Consider the following 16,193-nt stretch of genomic DNA (forward strand, 5'->3'; position numbering starts at 1 on the left):
AATTTCCTGCTCCTCCTTAAAAATTCTTTCTTTGGCCATTTTAAAAATGAAACGTTGATTAAAAATGAGAAACTTTAGAGTACCTAAAGAAAGGTATATGACTCATAACAACAACTATCGTTATCAAGGGAATAAAAAAAAGATGACCCCTGTAAAATACAGAAATCATCTTCTTGAGTCAGCCTTTTATAAAGTGTCCCTTTCCAAAGGGGGACACTTTAATAAATAAGAGTCTAGTTTTTTACTTTACCCATTCATCAATCAAATCTTGGTTCTCTTCAACCCATTTTTTAGCTCCATCAATAGGCTCTTCGGCACCTTGTACATATTCAATTAGCTGGCCGATTTGTTGATCGTTCATCTTCCAATTTTTAAACCATTCGCTTACTTTTGGATACTCTTCATCAAATCCTTGTTTTGTAGCATGGTGAATTTTTTCTACACCACCATATGTGTTTTGGGGATCCTCAAGAAATTTTAAGTCGTATTTGGAGAATACCCAGTGTGGGCTCCAAAGCGGTGCTACAATTGCTTCTTCATTCTCTATTGCTTTTCCGATTTCAGCTATCATTGCAGATTCAGAGCTTGATAATAGTTCTAAATCAAGATTATAATCCTTAATTAATTGTTGTGTCACTTCCATCGTACCTGCACCAGGTTCAAAACCAACTATTTCGCTATCGAACTTTTCTTTATGTTCATTTAAGTCTTTTATGCTATTCACCTCTTCTAAATAGGTTGGAACAACAAGACCTACTTTTGCATTGTCATACCACGTAGCATCGGAGAAATTGACTGAATCCTTATATTTCTTCAAATAATTTGCATCTTGGACTGGTAGCCATATTTCTAAACTAGCATCTAAATCGCCTGTTTCTAACGCTCTCATCGTTGAACCCATGTTTAAATTGTTTAGTTCTACGTTATAACCCTTATCTTCTAAAATGACTTTCCACATATTTGTTACGGCAATGTTTTCTGCCCAGCTAATTTGACCAATTTTTAACTCCTTATTACTTTCTTCGGATTTTGCATCTGCTTGCTCACCGCTTGCTTGCTCACCAGCGTTTCCACATGCTGCAAGTACTGCAACCATTAAAAAAGCTAACAAAAAACTAAATCCATTTTTCCACTTGTCCATGTTAAAAAACTCTCCTTTGATATGTTGTATATATTTTAATGCATTTTAAAAATTAAATATGTTAAAAAAATATTTAATAAAGAATGCAAAAAAAACACTGTCTTCTTTATGAGTGAATCTTTTATATAACTAGGTAGTCTATAACTTCTTTATCTATAGACTACCTGATATCTATTTGTCTGCCTCATTTTTCGGAAGAAATTCAAATATTTTACCACTTCTTATACTTTCAACTAGGTCATTCAACCAGTGATAGTAGGTTTTAGATTCTTGTAATTGGTCATAGTATTTCTTTGCTTCTGCGACGATATCTTGTGTACTGTTTGGATCTTTTATGACATTAATGAAATCCTCTTGGGCTTCTTCAATGGCATCCAAGTTCATTTTCACTTCGCGTTCCCACATTTGACAATAAAACGACATAAAGGAACGGAAAAAATCCTTCTCAGCTACATAAGTATGTTTCCTGGAACCGCGTGTAAATGTTTTTTTTACCATAGATATTTCTTGTAGCTTACGAATGCTGGTACTCATACTTGGCTTACTCATATCCAGTTCCGTACGCATTTCATCAAGTGTCATCTGGTCCTTGAAGTACATCGTAGCATATAAGTTTGCAGCAGCTGGTGTAACCCCATATAAATCCATTGTCTCTGCAATGGCGCCAATAACCTTATTTTGGGCTTCTTCTAATTTGCTTTTGGGGCTTTCAATAGATTCACTCATAAGGTAGCTCCTTCGATTTAAAATAAATTGTGTTAAGTATTTATCAAATCTTCTTCACGAATTTATGTTAACGCGTTTAGATGAAATGTCAAATGTAAATCGTGATATTCGTGAACTGAAAATGCTGACTTTCCCCTAATCATAACCATTCTAATTGTTTTTAAACCTTTCAAAATTTTAGCTACATTCATTTTTTGACAGCCTAAAAAGGAGATGGTATTGTTAAAAGTATTAAATAAATTTTTAACAAACTTAACTAAAGTTAAGAATGGAGTTGATTAAATTGGATCTTAAACTACAACATTACATTAATGGTGAATGGGTAGGCGCGGACTCGGATAATACGCGACGTATCATTAATCCTTTTAACCAGGAAGTTATTTCCGTTGTTCCTGAGGGGAATGAATCAGAGGCAAAAACAGCAATCGCTGCAGCAAGAGAAGCATTTGATAATGGAGAATGGACCAATACCCCAGCAACAGAGCGAGGGGCTATCGTAAAGAGGATTGCGGAATTGATTGAAAGAGACAAAGAAGAACTGGCTTACTTAGAATCCTTGGACACTGGCAAGACAGTAGAAGAAAGCCGGGGAGACATGGATGATATCGCTGGGGTGTTTCGTTATTATGGAGAACTTGCTGATAAAGATGGCGGGGAGCTAATTGAATCTCCAGTTCCAAACTCTACCAGTAAAGTGGTTCACGAGCCAGTTGGTGTTTGTGGACAAATTACTCCATGGAATTATCCTCTACTTCAAGCGTCCTGGAAACTGGCTCCAGCGCTTGCAACTGGAAATACGTTAATCATGAAGCCAAGTGAAATTACACCGCTAACTACTATTAAAGTATTTGAGCTAATAGAAGAGGCGGAAGTGCCTGCTGGTGTTGCGAACCTCGTTCTTGGTGCAGGTGATACAGTTGGCGCAGAACTATCTAGTAACACAGATGTAGACCTTATTTCTTTTACAGGTGGCATTGAGACTGGGAAGAAAATTATGCAAGCGGCAAGCGTCAATGTGAAGAAACTCGCACTTGAGCTTGGCGGGAAAAACCCAAACATCATTTTTGCTGACACTGACTTTGACCTTGCTGTTGATCAAGCAATGAATGGAGTATTCTTCCACGCAGGGCAAATATGTTCCGCTGGTACAAGATTGATTGTTGAAGAAACGATTCACGATGAATTCGTGAACGCGCTAGTGCAAAGGGTCAAAAAATTCAAGCTGGGAAGTGGATTTGAAGAGGCTACTCAAATGGGACCGCTTATTTCAGCTGAACACCTTGCAAAAGTAGAAAAGTATGTAGAAACAGGGTTGAAAGAAGGCGCTACACTAGCAGTTGGTGGAAGTCGCCCAGAAAATCCAGAATTACAAAAAGGATTTTTCTACTTGCCTACTATTTTTACAGGCTGCACAACAGACATGGATATTGTTCAAGAAGAAGCGTTTGGTCCCATTATCACGGTAGAGAAATTCCGTGCCGAAGGTGAAGCCGTAAAGCTTGCGAATGACTCAATCTACGGACTTGCTGGCGGCGTCTTTACAAACGACATTGCAAAAGCTGAACGCTGTGCAGCAAAAATGCGCATGGGGACGGTGTGGATTAATGAATTTAACCTTTATTTCCCACATGCCCCTTGGGGTGGATATAAGCAGTCCGGTATTGGACGCGAACTAGGGAGACTAGGTCTAGAAGAATATACAGAAACAAAACATGTATTCCAAAACCTTAAGCCTGAGCCTCTTAATTGGTTCTAAGCTATTAAGCTATTATTCATTTCTATAGATTAAGCTACCGAATTAAACTAAATAGATGGTATATGAAGACACAAACAATGAACTAATCGATATAGAAAAAAGGGCTTTCTGTAATTCTGATCTTATTATTTGACCCTTTTTTAACCTACAACTTAAGGAGGAACAGAAGATGACTGAATCATATGATATTGTTATCGTTGGTGGCGGTAGTGCAGGTTCTGTACTCGGCAACCGTCTAAGTGAAGATGGGAAAAAGAGTGTTCTCATTTTAGAGGCTGGACGAAGTGATTATTCATGGGACCTATTGATTCAAATGCCGGCAGCCTTACCTTTTCCAGCAGGAAAAAGCCTTTATGATTGGAAGTACGAATCGGACCCAGAGCCATATATGAATGGACGACGTATTAAACATGCCCGAGGAAAATTACTTGGAGGCTCTAGTTCCATCAATGGAATGATTTATCAGCGCGGAAATCCTATGGACTATGAACGATGGGGAGCGGACGAAGGCATGGAAAATTGGAATTTTGCGCACTGCCTCCCGTATTTCAAACGTTTAGAAAATGCTTTAGCATCACCAAATGATGATCTTCGAGGCCACGACGGACCTGTTAAATTGGAACGCGGCCCAGCCAAAAATCCTTTATTCCAAGCCTTCTTTGACTCAGCAGTAGAGGCAGGTTACTCACGAACTCCTGATGTGAACGGTTTTCGTCAGGAAGGATTCGGACCGTTTGATAAGCATGTGTACAAAGGCCAGCGCATGTCAGCTTCACGTGCGTATCTACATCCGGTTATGAATCGTGAGAACCTAACCGTGAGGACACGTGCTTTTGTGAAGAGCATCGACTTCGATGGTAAGCGTGCCAAAGGATTGACTTACCAAAAAAACGGACACACATATCAAGTTCAAGCAGGGGAAGTCGTCCTTGCAGGTGGTGCGATTAACACGCCGCAGATGCTTCAATTGTCAGGTATAGGAGAGGCTGAACACCTTCGTTCCCTTGGGATTAAACCGCTCGTTAACCTTCCTGGTGTAGGAGAAAACCTCCAGGACCACCTCGAAGTGTATATCCAACATGCTTGTCCGGAGCCTGTTTCCGAACAACCGAATTTAAGTAAAGCACGCATGCCTTGGATTGGTTTGCAGTGGATGCTTGGACGAACGGGACCGGCAGCGACAAACCATTTTGAAGGTGGAGGTTTCGTCCGTTCGAATGAAGAAGTTGACTACCCGAACTTGATGTTCCACTTCCTTCCGGTAGCGGTAAGGTATGATGGAGAAAAAGCGCCAACGAAACATGGATTCCAAGTACACATTGGCCCTATGTACTCTGATGCCCGTGGATCATTAAAGATTCGCTCGAAAGATCCGAAAGAGCATCCAAGCATGGTTTATAACTATCTTTCTACGGAGCAAGATCGACGCGAGTGGGTGGAAGCGGTCAGAATCACTCGTGAAATTATGTCTCAACCAGCAATGAAAACGTATAATGCTGGGGAAATCTCACCTGGACCTTCCGTTCAAACAGATGAGGAAATTTTGGAATGGGTAAAAGAAGATGCGGAGACAGCTCTTCACCCGTCTTGTACGGCTAAGATGGGGCCTGCTTCAGACCCTATGGCTGTCGTAGACCCTAACACGATGAAGGTTCATGGACTCGACAATTTACGAGTGGTTGATGCCTCTGTCATGCCATATGTTACGAATGGTAACATTCATGCACCTGTTTTGATGTTGGCTGAAAAGGCTGCAGACCTAATTCTTGGACGTGAACCGCTAGATCCAATTCATGCGGACTTCTATCGTCATGGGGTACATCCGTCCGATGCAGGCACTGTATCAAAATCCAAAACAAAATCTAAAGTAAAATAACGCTCTTAATAAAAAGGCCTCTTTCAAAATGTATATGCTCGTGAAGCAATACAAGTTTGATAGAGGTCCTTCTTTTTTTATGGTTATATACTTTCAACCTTCCCTCGGTAGGCTATTCTCTGTCTTTTTTCCTTATCATCAGAATTCTTTCTCCAATTTTTTGGATTGAATGATTTTCTGATTTTATTTGCTGCCTCTTTCCCCACCATCAGAGCACCTATCCAAAAAATCACCTCTCCTATAATAAGGCTAATCGTTATATTAATAGGCAATAGAAGATATATTTAGAAGAAGACCTATTTTATAAATCCATGGATTTTTCATATTTGTATCCTCCAAAAAGTTAAAACGTAAGACTTAGAGCGAACCTCCTATGATGAAATTTTATCATGCAAAAAAGGAGTTTGTTTGCTTTGTTTGTGTACGACGAATAATCGCATAAGGGTGAAAAATCACCTCATAACTACCATTAATCGATTCCGTGTCTACCCAGACGTTAAAGAGCTCCTTCATTAGTGCTTTGTCCAGTTTAACTCACCCAGGAAACGGTTGGGTAAGAAGAAAATATCAACTACTAATCATTAACATGTAATTTGGATTGGTTAGTATGTTGGGATATTGGATTAGTTCTAGAGATGAGGGATTAATATGGAATTTGGCGGACATATGATGTGCTATTTAAGATATATGATGGCTGTTCGAGAATTTAATGGACACTGAGTACGCTATTTGTATAATTAACTCTTGTTTAAGTGTATTTACATCAAATAAGGAATCATATGTCCGCTTAGGATATAGACTTAATGATCTATAAGCTTAAATGTTCTTACTCTCTGATTTCCGCTTGCTACAACTAGAAAATGGAGACCCACTAGGTGATGGAGGATTCGTCTTGCATGGCGAGTGCTTATATTTAAATGTTGAGAAATTTCTAGTGGGGAGTGTGATAGAAAATAATTTAATGAAGATGTGCTTTTATTTTCGGTGAGTTAGTGTATCAAAGATTGGTATCTGTTGAACTTTGCCGTGTTAAAACATACGAATATAGAAAATAAGGCAGCAAAAGAAAAAACCTTGCAGCACAAGGTTTTTTGTTGTTTAGGAAACTATAAACGGGGTAAGTTTGTGGATAACCTGTAAAGTGATGTAGCCGCGTCCAGCTCCAGCGCCCAGCGACTAGTATGCTTCCCTCGCCTCCGTACGATAAGTTAACATCGAATCACGCATGTTTTCGTGTTGCCTTTATCTCCTACGGATTCAAGGGAGGTTCGATTAAAATCGCTGCATCGTGCAGCAATATCGAACCAACCCACGTCGTGTGGGCCGCAGCATATACATCGCAAAACGGGCGCCCTGAGCTTTTGTTCTCTATTCCTTTTCATCCACTAACTGAAAAGGGGTCTTTCCTAAATACATATCAGGATTGGAAGGTACATTGTGAACCCAGAATGTAAAGTGTAAATGGGGACCAGTGGAAAATCCGGTGCTACCGACTAATCCAATTATATCGCCTTTTTCGACTTTTTCTCCTGCTTCGACTTTCAGCTCAGACATGTGAATGTATTGGGAGAATAAATCCATTCCATGATCAATATAAACGGACTTCCCTGTAAGATAAAAATTCTCTGAAAGTGCAACCACACCATCATTTGTAGCTCTTATTGGTGTTCCGGTTGGTGCTGCCCAGTCAATTGCTGTGTGGCTACCTGAGTATTCACCATTCACGTAGCGAGTGTATCCAAATGGAGTTGTTCTTTCGCCTTCAACAGGTGTCATGAATTCAGAATCAGGTGAAAATAAAAACTCATCCGCAGATTGGCTTCGCGCTTTATCAATAATTTTTTGATCGGCCATAATACGTTCTGTATTTCGTCTAATGTTTTGGTTTTCTTCAGAAACGGTAATATACGATTTCTTGAAGGTTTTATCCTTTATTGTTAATTGTTGTGTACCGATGTCATAGGTCCCAGCTTCAATGCCCATTGGAATAGGGAGGTATGTATAGTAACCTGCGCCAAATGAGGTTAGGGTGTATTCTTTGTCCTGCCAATTAATAGTGCCAGGAGAGTCGTGTCGAACTAAAATAACATCTCCAGGTGAAGCTGTATTCGGAAATAGTGCCCAATGTTTGTTCATTTCACGAATGGCTGTATCTTGATCTGGAAAATAGCTAGCTTCCTTCGATGCATCTTTTCGATCTTCGATAAACTTCATTTCTTTTGTCTCTGTTTTACTAGACCATACATCTGCATGAGCTCCAACCTTTTCTGCTTTTTTCGTAATTGTAGCATAGTCGTAGTCCGGTTTTGATTGAACGAGGGACTGATTAAGAAAAGTAAAAGATGCCGCCGTTATGATTAAGAGAGATGTTAAGAAAACAATGATTCTCTTTCCTTTAACCTTTTTGCGATTCGCATTTCCAGTTTCCACACCGCCTGCCTCCTTAAAAAGCTTAAGAATGAACCGTTCTTCTTTTGTATACATCCTTATTATCGACCATTCCACTTTATTTGTAAATGTTGGGGAACAATGAACAAATAACCTATTTTATGTTTGTGTAAACCCAAAAAATGGAAGTGAATACACCTTCGCTATTCTTATGTAAACGATAAAAAATTTTATTTTAATATTAATATGACTTAGATATAACAAAAGAATGTATAACAGGTTAAACACGTTATGAGTTAATGTTCTATACATTTTAGAAATAAGTTTCAGATTGGGTTATTCAGGATATAGGTATAGTAGAAAAATAAATTGGAGGGTTATTCCATGATTACGATGAAACCTACAGATATTCAAAATACGATTCGATGTGAAGTGAATGGTAAGATTACGGAAGAGGATCTAAAAAGCTTTGAAGAATTTTATCAAATGCATAAACCAGATCAAGGAAAAGTAAATTTCTTAATCGTATTAAATAACATGGAAGGATTTACATTTAAAGGCCTTATGGAAGACTTGAAGTTGGCAAAGCATATGAAAGAGTTCAATAAATTTGCTATCGTAAGTGATGAGAAATGGGTTGAGGCAAGTACAGAACTAGAAGACTTGTTACCAGGAGTCGATGTAGAACACTTTAGTCATAACGAAGAAGAAAAAGCTAAAGAGTATTTGGCTGCTTAAAAGAATAGTTATGTAAAGAGCTTGGATTTCCAAGCTCTTTTTTAATGTATAGCGTACTATAAAATTCACCGCGTGTGTATAACTAAAAAAAGTGATGTGGCCACGTCCAGCTCCAGCGCCCAGCGACTAGTGTGCTTCCCTCACCTCTGTACGATAAGTCAACATCGAATCACGCATGTTTTCGTGTTTCCTTTATCTCCTACGGAATCAGGTGAAGTTCGATTAAGATCGCTGCATCACGCAGCAACATCGAACCAACCCACGTCGTGTGGGCCGCAGCATATACGTCGCTAAACGGGCGCTTTCGCTTTTGTTCTGAAAATATATTATTTGCCCACTAACGCCATGATTCCTTTATATAGTAAGAATAGGGAAAAAACTAAAATAGCTAAAATGCCGATGATATTTTTTACTGGTTCTAAACTTGCTAAAAACGTATCAGCTAAAGAAACATTAATTAATGCAAAGCCGGCCAATATACATGCAACCATTAATAATATAAATCGATCCATTCTGGTCACCTCCTTTTTATTAGTGTATGTGTGATTGTATTAACCAATTGTATATTTTTTAGAATGAGTCTAAGTTACCTATCATAAAAAGGTTTTTATTAGAGGGATGTAATAGTAGATTGTAGAAAGTCATAATTAATCAAACGTTTGATCAATCTTGGGGAAACCGAACAATGAAGCATAATGGTGGTACGTTCCTAGAGGGAATATCAATATTGAAGAAAGATACTAGTGATATAAAATGATGACTTTCTAGAGGAAAGGGATTGGTTTGTTTCAGGACTTTCAATTTACCTGGTCACTACAAAGCATAGAATGACAGGATTCCTTTCAAGCTAATTGATACTATAAATGTAAGGGAGGGAGCGATATGGCGTGGGTAGAATCTATGCAGAAGGCAATTGATTATATGGAAGAGAATTTACTAGATGATATATCGATGGAGCGTGTGGCAAAAGAGGCTTGTACATCGGTGTTTCATTTTCAGCGTATGTTTACGATCTTAACGGATATGTCTGTTGGCGAGTATGTAAGGCGTCGACGTTTAACGCTGGCAGCACATGAAATATCCCGAGCTGATAGTAAAATTATTGATATCGCCTACAAATATGGCTACGACACTCCTGAGTCTTTTTCGAAGGCTTTTCGAAAGCAACATGGTATTACCCCAAGAGAAACACGAACCTTTACGGGAAAGATGCAATCTTATAATCGCCTGATCATTCAGGTGAATGTGAAAGGGGCAGAGCCAATGCAATATGAAATGGTAGAGAAAGATGCGTTTCAAATCGTGGGGACGAAGCGAGCGGTTTCTTGTGTCGGTGGTCAGAATCATATGGAAATTCCAAAAATGTGGGATGAAGTGAACGCAGAAGGAACGGACAATGAGTTGTTTCAGTTGAATGATGGGGAGGTAAAAGGTGTACTTGGTGTTTGTATTGATAAGAGTTATGAAAAGCCAAATTACATTGATTATTGGATTGCCACAGCACATGAAGGGGATGTGCCTGAAGGTTTTGTAGCACGTGAAATTCCTGCTTCGAAATGGGCTGTGTTTGAAGTTCATGGTCCGATGCCAGACGCTATGCAAAAGGTATGGAAGCAAATTATTTCGGAATGGTTTCCATCTAGTGGGTATCAATATGCAGGTACTCCTGATTTAGAAGTATATTTGGATGAAGACCCAGGAAGTCTTGACCTTTATTCTGAAATCTGGATACCAGTTAAATAGAAATGATATGACTAGAGTGCGGTGGAGTTTATTACTTCACTGCTTTCTTTATACTTATCTATTATACATCTCTGACGGAAGGGAGGGGTCCAAGCATGACGCTTGTATGTTCATTGGATTTTCTGTGGAGCATAACACTATTCCGAATTTCATATTATCCTTGCCATGTAGTGAAGTAGCTTAGTAATCTAAGCTACTTCTTTTTAAAAAAAGAGTTTTACTTATACATATATGAAATCTTCTTATGTTTAATAAGAGATAAAATATTTTGTTAATCTCATTAATATTCTATGTACTATAGTATGTGTCGCACAGTATATTAGTTATAGGAGTTGATAAGATGAGCGATACCAATGAACTAGTGAATAAACTAATGCAAGAAGTGCGTAGGGGAACGATTACGATTGGTGTACTAAGCCTTCTGAAAGAGCCTCAATATGGGTATTCACTCGTTACAATGTTGAAAGGTAAAGGAGTTGAGGTAGAACCAGGCACTCTTTATCCGTTGCTTCGAAGGTTAGAGAAGCAAGGGATTTTAGAAAGTGAATGGGATACCAATGAAAGTCGGCCGCGAAAATATTATTTCCTTAATACAAAAGGTGAGGAAGTGTATAACATGCTATGTGAAGAGTGGAAAAAAATCGTAACAAGCATGGATGGATTAATTGGATATGGAGGAGGTGATAGAAATGGAAATGGTTGAACGATATATATACGCAGTAACGCAACGATTGCCTGAAAACCAGAGAGAAGATATTGCTGAAGAATTACGTGGAATAATCGAGGATATGTTAGAGGCTCATTTTGGTTCTCAAAATTATACAGAAGAGCAAGTACATCACGTTCTTTTGGAACTTGGAAATCCTAATGAACTAGCCGAGCAATATAGAGGTTCCAAGCGCTACCTTATTGGTCCAGATCTATTTCCATCCTTTATCTTTATACTTAAAATCGTATCTCTCGCTATTATGACGGCAATGAGTATCGTTTTCGTAATCGAAACCATTATCGAACCTAGTGCTGTTATAGGGAACTTTATAAGCATGGTTACTTCCTTAATTAGTGCTGCTGCTCAAGCTTTTGCTTGGATTACAATCGGATTTGCGATAGCGGACTACAAAGGGATTGTTCCCGATGATTTGAAAAAGAACACTACAAGAGAGTGGACGCCAACAGACCTTCCGGAAATTCCTGACCGCAAAAAACAGATTAAACGAGCAGACGCAATCATCGGGATCATTTTCTCTGTTGTTGCTATAGTGTTTGTGACATTTTCCAACGAGTTAATTGGGGTTCCGATTTTTAGAAATGATGAGCTAATGGGAATCATCCCAGTTCTGAATGTAGAATCATTTAATAGTCTATTACCTTTTATTTATACCATCGTGGCCATAAGTATAGGGAAGGAATGTTTAAAGCTAATCTATGGGAAATGGACAAAACAACTAGCCCTTTTAACTATGATCATTAATGTTGTGACGTTAATTTTGGTTGCATTGTTGTTTACCGATCAAGTTGTTTGGAACCCTGGTTTCATGAGTGAATTTGTAGAACTTGGTGGTGTGAGCTCACAAGATGAACTGTATGCGCTGATTAAGCAAGTTTGGGAGCAAGCAACGTTTTGGACTGTCATAGGTTTTGTAGTTGTTACAATCATTGATACGGTTGTAGCTTTTTATAAGGCGTATCGAAAATAAACATGCAAAAACCAGTGAGTTTTTGGTCTCACTGGCGTTTACATATGCCATCTATACACTTTATCTGGCGCTTCTTCTTTGGTGGTATCAGACGATGTTGGGAAAGGTGGAAGTCCATCTATAAACTGAGCTGGAGGGGGAGAACCTTCCTTTACGATAAAGGGGGTGCCTTTTGAAACATAAGGATACAGCGTTTCGATATCTTCGTTAGACATCCTTATGCATCCAGCACTTTTATATTTTCCAATCGAATCAGGGTCATTAGTACCATGAATGGCATAGTTTTGTTCCAAAGCAAGTCCCCTTGTTCCAAATACTCCATTCCCTCCGTTTGGATTCGTGACACGTTCAGAAATCTCGCTTGTGATAAAAGGTAGGCCGTCCCCGCTTCCGACAAGATAAGAGGCAAGGATTGTACCATCTTCCGTTCCGAGGGCTAGTTGATTTACTTCTGGATAAAAGAACATAGCTAACGTTGGAATCTCTTGTATAGGTAGGGAAGAATGACTAGGTATATCTATAGAATACCCACTACTGGTTTTTGTATAGATTAATTCAGAGGGGATAGTAGTTAAGTAATTAGATGGAGGAGCAGCAGTAAGCTTTTCTGGTGAAAAGGGTGGCCCCTGTTCAGCCTCTGTATAAGATGTGATTGCAGTTTTCATGACCATAAGAAACAAGTCTTCCTCCGTATAAGATGGTGTTTCTGTAACAATTGGAGGACCTTGGTTGTGGAAGAATGTTTCTTCTGTCTTATAATAATGATGTTCCACGTTGGCCTGATGGATATATTTATCATTTGTAATAATCGTACGGAATAGTAGGAATAAAGTAAGTAGCATTAATATAGAAGCAATTAAAAATAACCAAATCAAACTTTTAGGTGTAGAAGGTGCAGATGGAGCTACGTTTTTTATAGGTTTTTTGATGTGCTGAAGATCAACTTTAGCCTCATAGTGATTCAAAGAAGCGGCTTTTAGTAGGCGATGTTTATACCTTTTGTTATCCCCTGTTACTTTCGCTTGTTGGGCATACTCGTACCACTTTTCAGCATCATAAGGGTTATAGTGCAGATACTTGCGTAAAAATCCATGATCATGCTTGGATAGGAATACATTAGGCTTCACCTCTACTAATATATCTGAATCCTTCAAGAAGAACTCCCCCTCACGTACGTTCGTTATAAAGAACTTGAATTTATTTTTAGTATAGGTCAAAATATGAAACAATGCAATAGATTAAGGAGAGTTCTGTTCTTAATAAAAAACTGAATGTTAACTTATTTTCTTTTTGTCATAGTAATCTTGATAAAATAAATAACTCACACCATCCTGCCACAAATTTTCAAAAGCTTCGCTTAATGATAAAGCAAATGTTTTATTCGTTATCTTCATAAGTAACTCATCATTTTTTCGGTCAGCATTATAAGTGAAGTTATAGGACCCAGCTAAGACATTAGTTTTGTCTGCAATCAACATTTTGATATGCATAGTACCATCATGCGTGTTCGTTCTAATAGCAATTCCGTGGTCAGACATCTCTTTTATATTTTTGTATTGGGCGTCAAAGGTTTTTAGCTGTTCTCTATCGGTAAAGACACGAACCGTAACGCCCCGTTTTGCAGCCTGGCATAGTTCCTTAGCTATATTTTTATCTGAAAAGAGGAATATAGCCACATCAATAGTTCGTGAGGCATTTTGAATGATCTGAATAATTTGTTGTTTAGGAGCGCGGTTGGACTTGGATAAAAAGAAATCTAGGGAATAGGTTTCCTTGTGTTTCTTTTTGCCAACTACATACCCAATATAGGAACCTGCTAACAAAGAACATCCTGCGGTAAACAGTAATTCCATTGTCACACCTCCTTACACAATCTTTATGTTTTAACCTATTTGTCCTATACAGTTTTTTGTAAGAGGGGAGAGGGTAAATAAAGAAAGATTAATTGTTTGACTTATTGTACTGTAGTATAGTAATTTATTATAAGAATTCCGATAAAAATTATAGGAATTATTGTGATGAAGATTAAAAAGGAGGGGAATACATGAAAAAACTTTGGGCATCGTACCTTAATGCATCGCTCATATTAAAAATTACAATAGCACTTATTCTTGGTATTATCGTTGGGTTGATTTTAGGAGAGCAAGCGACCGTGTTTGCACCATTGGGCGACCTATTGATGCGGTTACTACAGTTTATCATCATTCCGCTTATTTTATTTACCTTGATTGTGGGAATCAATCAGACGAAGTTAGGTAATCTAGGAAGAATGGGTGGAAAGATATTTCTTTACTATGTAGTAACATCTGCATTAGCTATTACTGTAGGATTAGCGGTAGCTAATGTCTTCGATCCAGGTACAGGAATCACACAACCTCCAGAAGAGGAAATTGAGGCCAATGAACACCCAGGTATAGCAAGCGTATTACTCAACATTGTACCTAAGAACATCGTAACAGCCTTTGGTGATATGAACCTTCTAGGTATCATCTTCACAGCATTTGTCTTTGGAATTGCCATCGCAGCATTGAGAAGCTCAGAAGAGCATGCTGATTTAGGCGAGCATGTATATAAAGTAGTAAATGGGTTAAATGAAGCAACATTTAAAATCATGAACGCGATACTTCAATATGTACCAATTGGGATTTTTGCGATTATTGCTGGTACAATAGGTCAACAAGGCATGGATACCATTTTATCTCTTGGAAATATGGTGTTCGTGCTGTATATCGCTTTGATTGTGCAAGTTGGTATTTACGTTCTTTTTATGCTTGCATTCAAGATGAAGCCAGGTGAGTTCTTCGCTCAAGCCCGTACGCCTATGATTACAGCCTTTGTAACACAGAGTAGTTCAGGTACATTGCCTGTAACACTAAATGCCGCGAATCGCCTCGGTTTATCAAAGAGTCTTTATGGCTTTAGCCTACCGCTAGGCGCTACGATAAACATGGACGGTGCTGCAATTCGTATCGCTGTCTCCGCAGTTTTTGCTGCGAACTACGCAGATATTTCACTAGGATTTACGAGTATGTTATCGATTGTCATCGTTGGAACACTAGCTTCTATCGGTACAGCAGGTGTCCCTGGTGCTGGTATTGTCATGATTGCTACCGTGTTCTCTCAAGTTGGTCTTCCTATGGAAGCTGTAGCAATACTCACATCCATTGATGCACTAGTAGGCATGGGAGCTACCTCCTTGAATATTACAGGTGACCTTGTCGGAACATCTATTATTAATAAAACTGAAAAGAAGCATGAGCAGGTCTCTGCTTAGGGATATAGAAAAGCGTAGGCGCCCGTTTAGCGACGTACAAACTGCTTACTTCTTTAACTGATAACAAAATCCCCTTGGATACCAAGGGGATTTTGTATTTATTACTGATCTTTCACTACCATTTTTAATAAATGTTTGGCGTAGGAATTCGCGATTTCTTCAGCCGTTTGAGGACCATCTTCACTGTACCATTGTAGGGTCCAGTTTAAGGCCCCTAAAATGATAAACCGAACCATTCGAATATCTATCGTTTCATCAAAAACGCCCTTCTCTATTCCTTCTTGTAAAATATCATCAAAATGATGAGCATAATCTTTTCGCTGTTGTAATGCCTCTTCTAAGTGCTCACCGCTGAAATTTTGATTAGGTTGGTCCATCATCAGAAACATTGATTTTTCACTTGTTGCCAGTAAGATATGAGATTCGACTGCTTGTTCTAGTTTTTTAATGGGATCTTTGTCACTGTTTACAACCTGTTCTATTTTTTCGAGACTTAAATCCATCACCATTTGATGGCATTGAAACAAAAGATCGTCTTTATTCTTGAAATAATAGTACATAGAGCCTTTTGTCATCAGAAGATTTGCTGCAACCTCTTCCATCGTAGTCCCTTGGAACCCTTTTTCTGCCAGAACAGTAGCAGCAGACCTTAGGATATCTTGCTTTTTTTTCGCGATTTTTTTCTCTCGTAATGACATGATGATTCCTCCTGGAATACATTCTATTTGTGGGTCGCTCCTATATTCAAAAAAAGCGCTCCAATTTTGAAATTCTCGCTCCAAAATTTAGAAAGTCGCTCCTATATTCAAAACCTCGCTCCAAAAAGGTGAAAAATTTTCTAGCTTATTTCAGAT

14 protein-coding genes and 1 pseudogene are annotated in these 16,193 nt (G+C 38.6%); 8 read left to right on the plus strand and 7 right to left on the minus strand.

Annotated features, from left to right (window positions below; genetic code table 11):
* Positions 1–18: 18 nt before the first annotated feature.
* Positions 19–229, plus strand: a pseudogene (locus tag GLW08_RS22455) (IS3 family transposase); the annotation flags it as partial.
* Positions 230–241: 12 nt separating this feature from the next.
* Here the strand turns inward: GLW08_RS22455 and GLW08_RS15860 are convergent.
* Both GLW08_RS15860 and cudC read right to left on the minus strand, forming a co-directional pair.
* Positions 242–1,141, minus strand: coding sequence for a glycine betaine ABC transporter substrate-binding protein (locus GLW08_RS15860; RefSeq protein ID WP_160849623.1), 900 nt, complete (start codon positions 1,139–1,141; stop codon positions 242–244).
* Between the two features lie 171 nt (positions 1,142–1,312).
* Complete coding sequence (gene cudC, locus GLW08_RS15865) at positions 1,313–1,867, minus strand: choline uptake/conversion transcriptional regulator CudC (RefSeq protein ID WP_160849624.1); 555 nt, start codon at positions 1,865–1,867, stop codon at positions 1,313–1,315.
* A gap of 283 nt (positions 1,868–2,150) precedes the next feature.
* Between cudC and betB the strand changes: the two genes are divergently transcribed.
* Together betB and betA are read left to right on the plus strand one after the other, a co-directional pair.
* Positions 2,151–3,623, plus strand: a complete 1,473-nt coding sequence (gene betB, locus GLW08_RS15870; protein ID WP_160849625.1) for a betaine-aldehyde dehydrogenase — start codon at positions 2,151–2,153, stop codon at positions 3,621–3,623.
* Positions 3,624–3,792: 169 nt separating this feature from the next.
* Positions 3,793–5,499, plus strand: a complete 1,707-nt coding sequence (gene betA, locus GLW08_RS15875; protein WP_160849626.1) for a choline dehydrogenase — start codon at positions 3,793–3,795, stop codon at positions 5,497–5,499.
* A gap of 1,368 nt (positions 5,500–6,867) precedes the next feature.
* On the opposite strand, the gene GLW08_RS22280 is transcribed toward betA, so the two are convergent.
* Positions 6,868–7,929 carry a peptidoglycan DD-metalloendopeptidase family protein gene (locus GLW08_RS22280; RefSeq protein ID WP_160849627.1) on the minus strand — a complete coding sequence of 354 codons (1,062 nt, stop codon included), beginning with the start codon at positions 7,927–7,929 and terminating at the stop codon, positions 6,868–6,870.
* A gap of 342 nt (positions 7,930–8,271) precedes the next feature.
* Between GLW08_RS22280 and GLW08_RS15885 the strand changes: the two genes are divergently transcribed.
* Positions 8,272–8,625 (plus strand): STAS/SEC14 domain-containing protein, encoded by a 354-nt coding sequence (locus GLW08_RS15885; protein WP_160849628.1) that lies wholly within the window; start codon positions 8,272–8,274, stop codon positions 8,623–8,625.
* A 326-nt stretch (positions 8,626–8,951) separates the two neighbouring features.
* Here GLW08_RS15885 and GLW08_RS15890 read toward each other — a convergent pair whose 3' ends face one another.
* Positions 8,952–9,137, minus strand: a complete 186-nt coding sequence (locus tag GLW08_RS15890; RefSeq protein WP_160849629.1) for a hypothetical protein — start codon at positions 9,135–9,137, stop codon at positions 8,952–8,954.
* Positions 9,138–9,507: 370 nt separating this feature from the next.
* On the opposite strand from GLW08_RS15890, the gene GLW08_RS15895 reads away from it, so the two are divergent.
* From GLW08_RS15895 to GLW08_RS15905, 3 genes are all read left to right on the plus strand, one after another.
* Entirely contained in the window at positions 9,508–10,368 is an 861-nt protein-coding gene (locus GLW08_RS15895) for an AraC family transcriptional regulator (RefSeq protein ID WP_160849630.1), read from the plus strand.
* Between the two features lie 340 nt (positions 10,369–10,708).
* A complete protein-coding gene (locus tag GLW08_RS15900; RefSeq protein WP_160849631.1) occupies positions 10,709–11,071 on the plus strand; it encodes a PadR family transcriptional regulator in 363 nt (120 codons plus the stop codon).
* The gene (locus GLW08_RS15905; RefSeq protein ID WP_160849632.1) at positions 11,058–12,065 is read left to right on the plus strand and encodes an HAAS signaling domain-containing protein; all 1,008 of its coding nucleotides are present in this window, start codon (positions 11,058–11,060) and stop codon (positions 12,063–12,065) included. Before GLW08_RS15900 ends, GLW08_RS15905 begins: the two co-directional genes overlap by 14 nt.
* A 38-nt stretch (positions 12,066–12,103) precedes the next feature.
* On the opposite strand, the gene GLW08_RS15910 is transcribed toward GLW08_RS15905, so the two are convergent.
* Positions 12,104–13,219 (minus strand): L,D-transpeptidase, encoded by a 1,116-nt coding sequence (locus tag GLW08_RS15910; RefSeq protein ID WP_237458472.1) that lies wholly within the window; start codon positions 13,217–13,219, stop codon positions 12,104–12,106.
* Positions 13,220–13,339: 120 nt separating this feature from the next.
* Positions 13,340–13,918 (minus strand): phospholipase D-like domain-containing protein, encoded by a 579-nt coding sequence (locus tag GLW08_RS15915; RefSeq protein ID WP_160849633.1) that lies wholly within the window; start codon positions 13,916–13,918, stop codon positions 13,340–13,342.
* A gap of 191 nt (positions 13,919–14,109) precedes the next feature.
* Between GLW08_RS15915 and GLW08_RS15920 the strand changes: the two genes are divergently transcribed.
* On the plus strand, positions 14,110–15,339 hold the full coding sequence (locus GLW08_RS15920; RefSeq protein ID WP_160849634.1) for a dicarboxylate/amino acid:cation symporter: 1,230 nt from the start codon (positions 14,110–14,112) through the stop codon (positions 15,337–15,339).
* 101 nt (positions 15,340–15,440) lie between these two features.
* Here the strand turns inward: GLW08_RS15920 and GLW08_RS15925 are convergent, their stop codons facing one another.
* Entirely contained in the window at positions 15,441–16,037 is a 597-nt protein-coding gene (locus tag GLW08_RS15925) for a TetR/AcrR family transcriptional regulator (protein ID WP_202410190.1), read from the minus strand.
* Positions 16,038–16,193 lie beyond the last annotated feature (156 nt).

This window comes from Pontibacillus yanchengensis (genome assembly GCF_009856295.1).
Taxonomy (GTDB): domain Bacteria; phylum Bacillota; class Bacilli; order Bacillales; family BH030062; genus Pontibacillus; species Pontibacillus yanchengensis_A.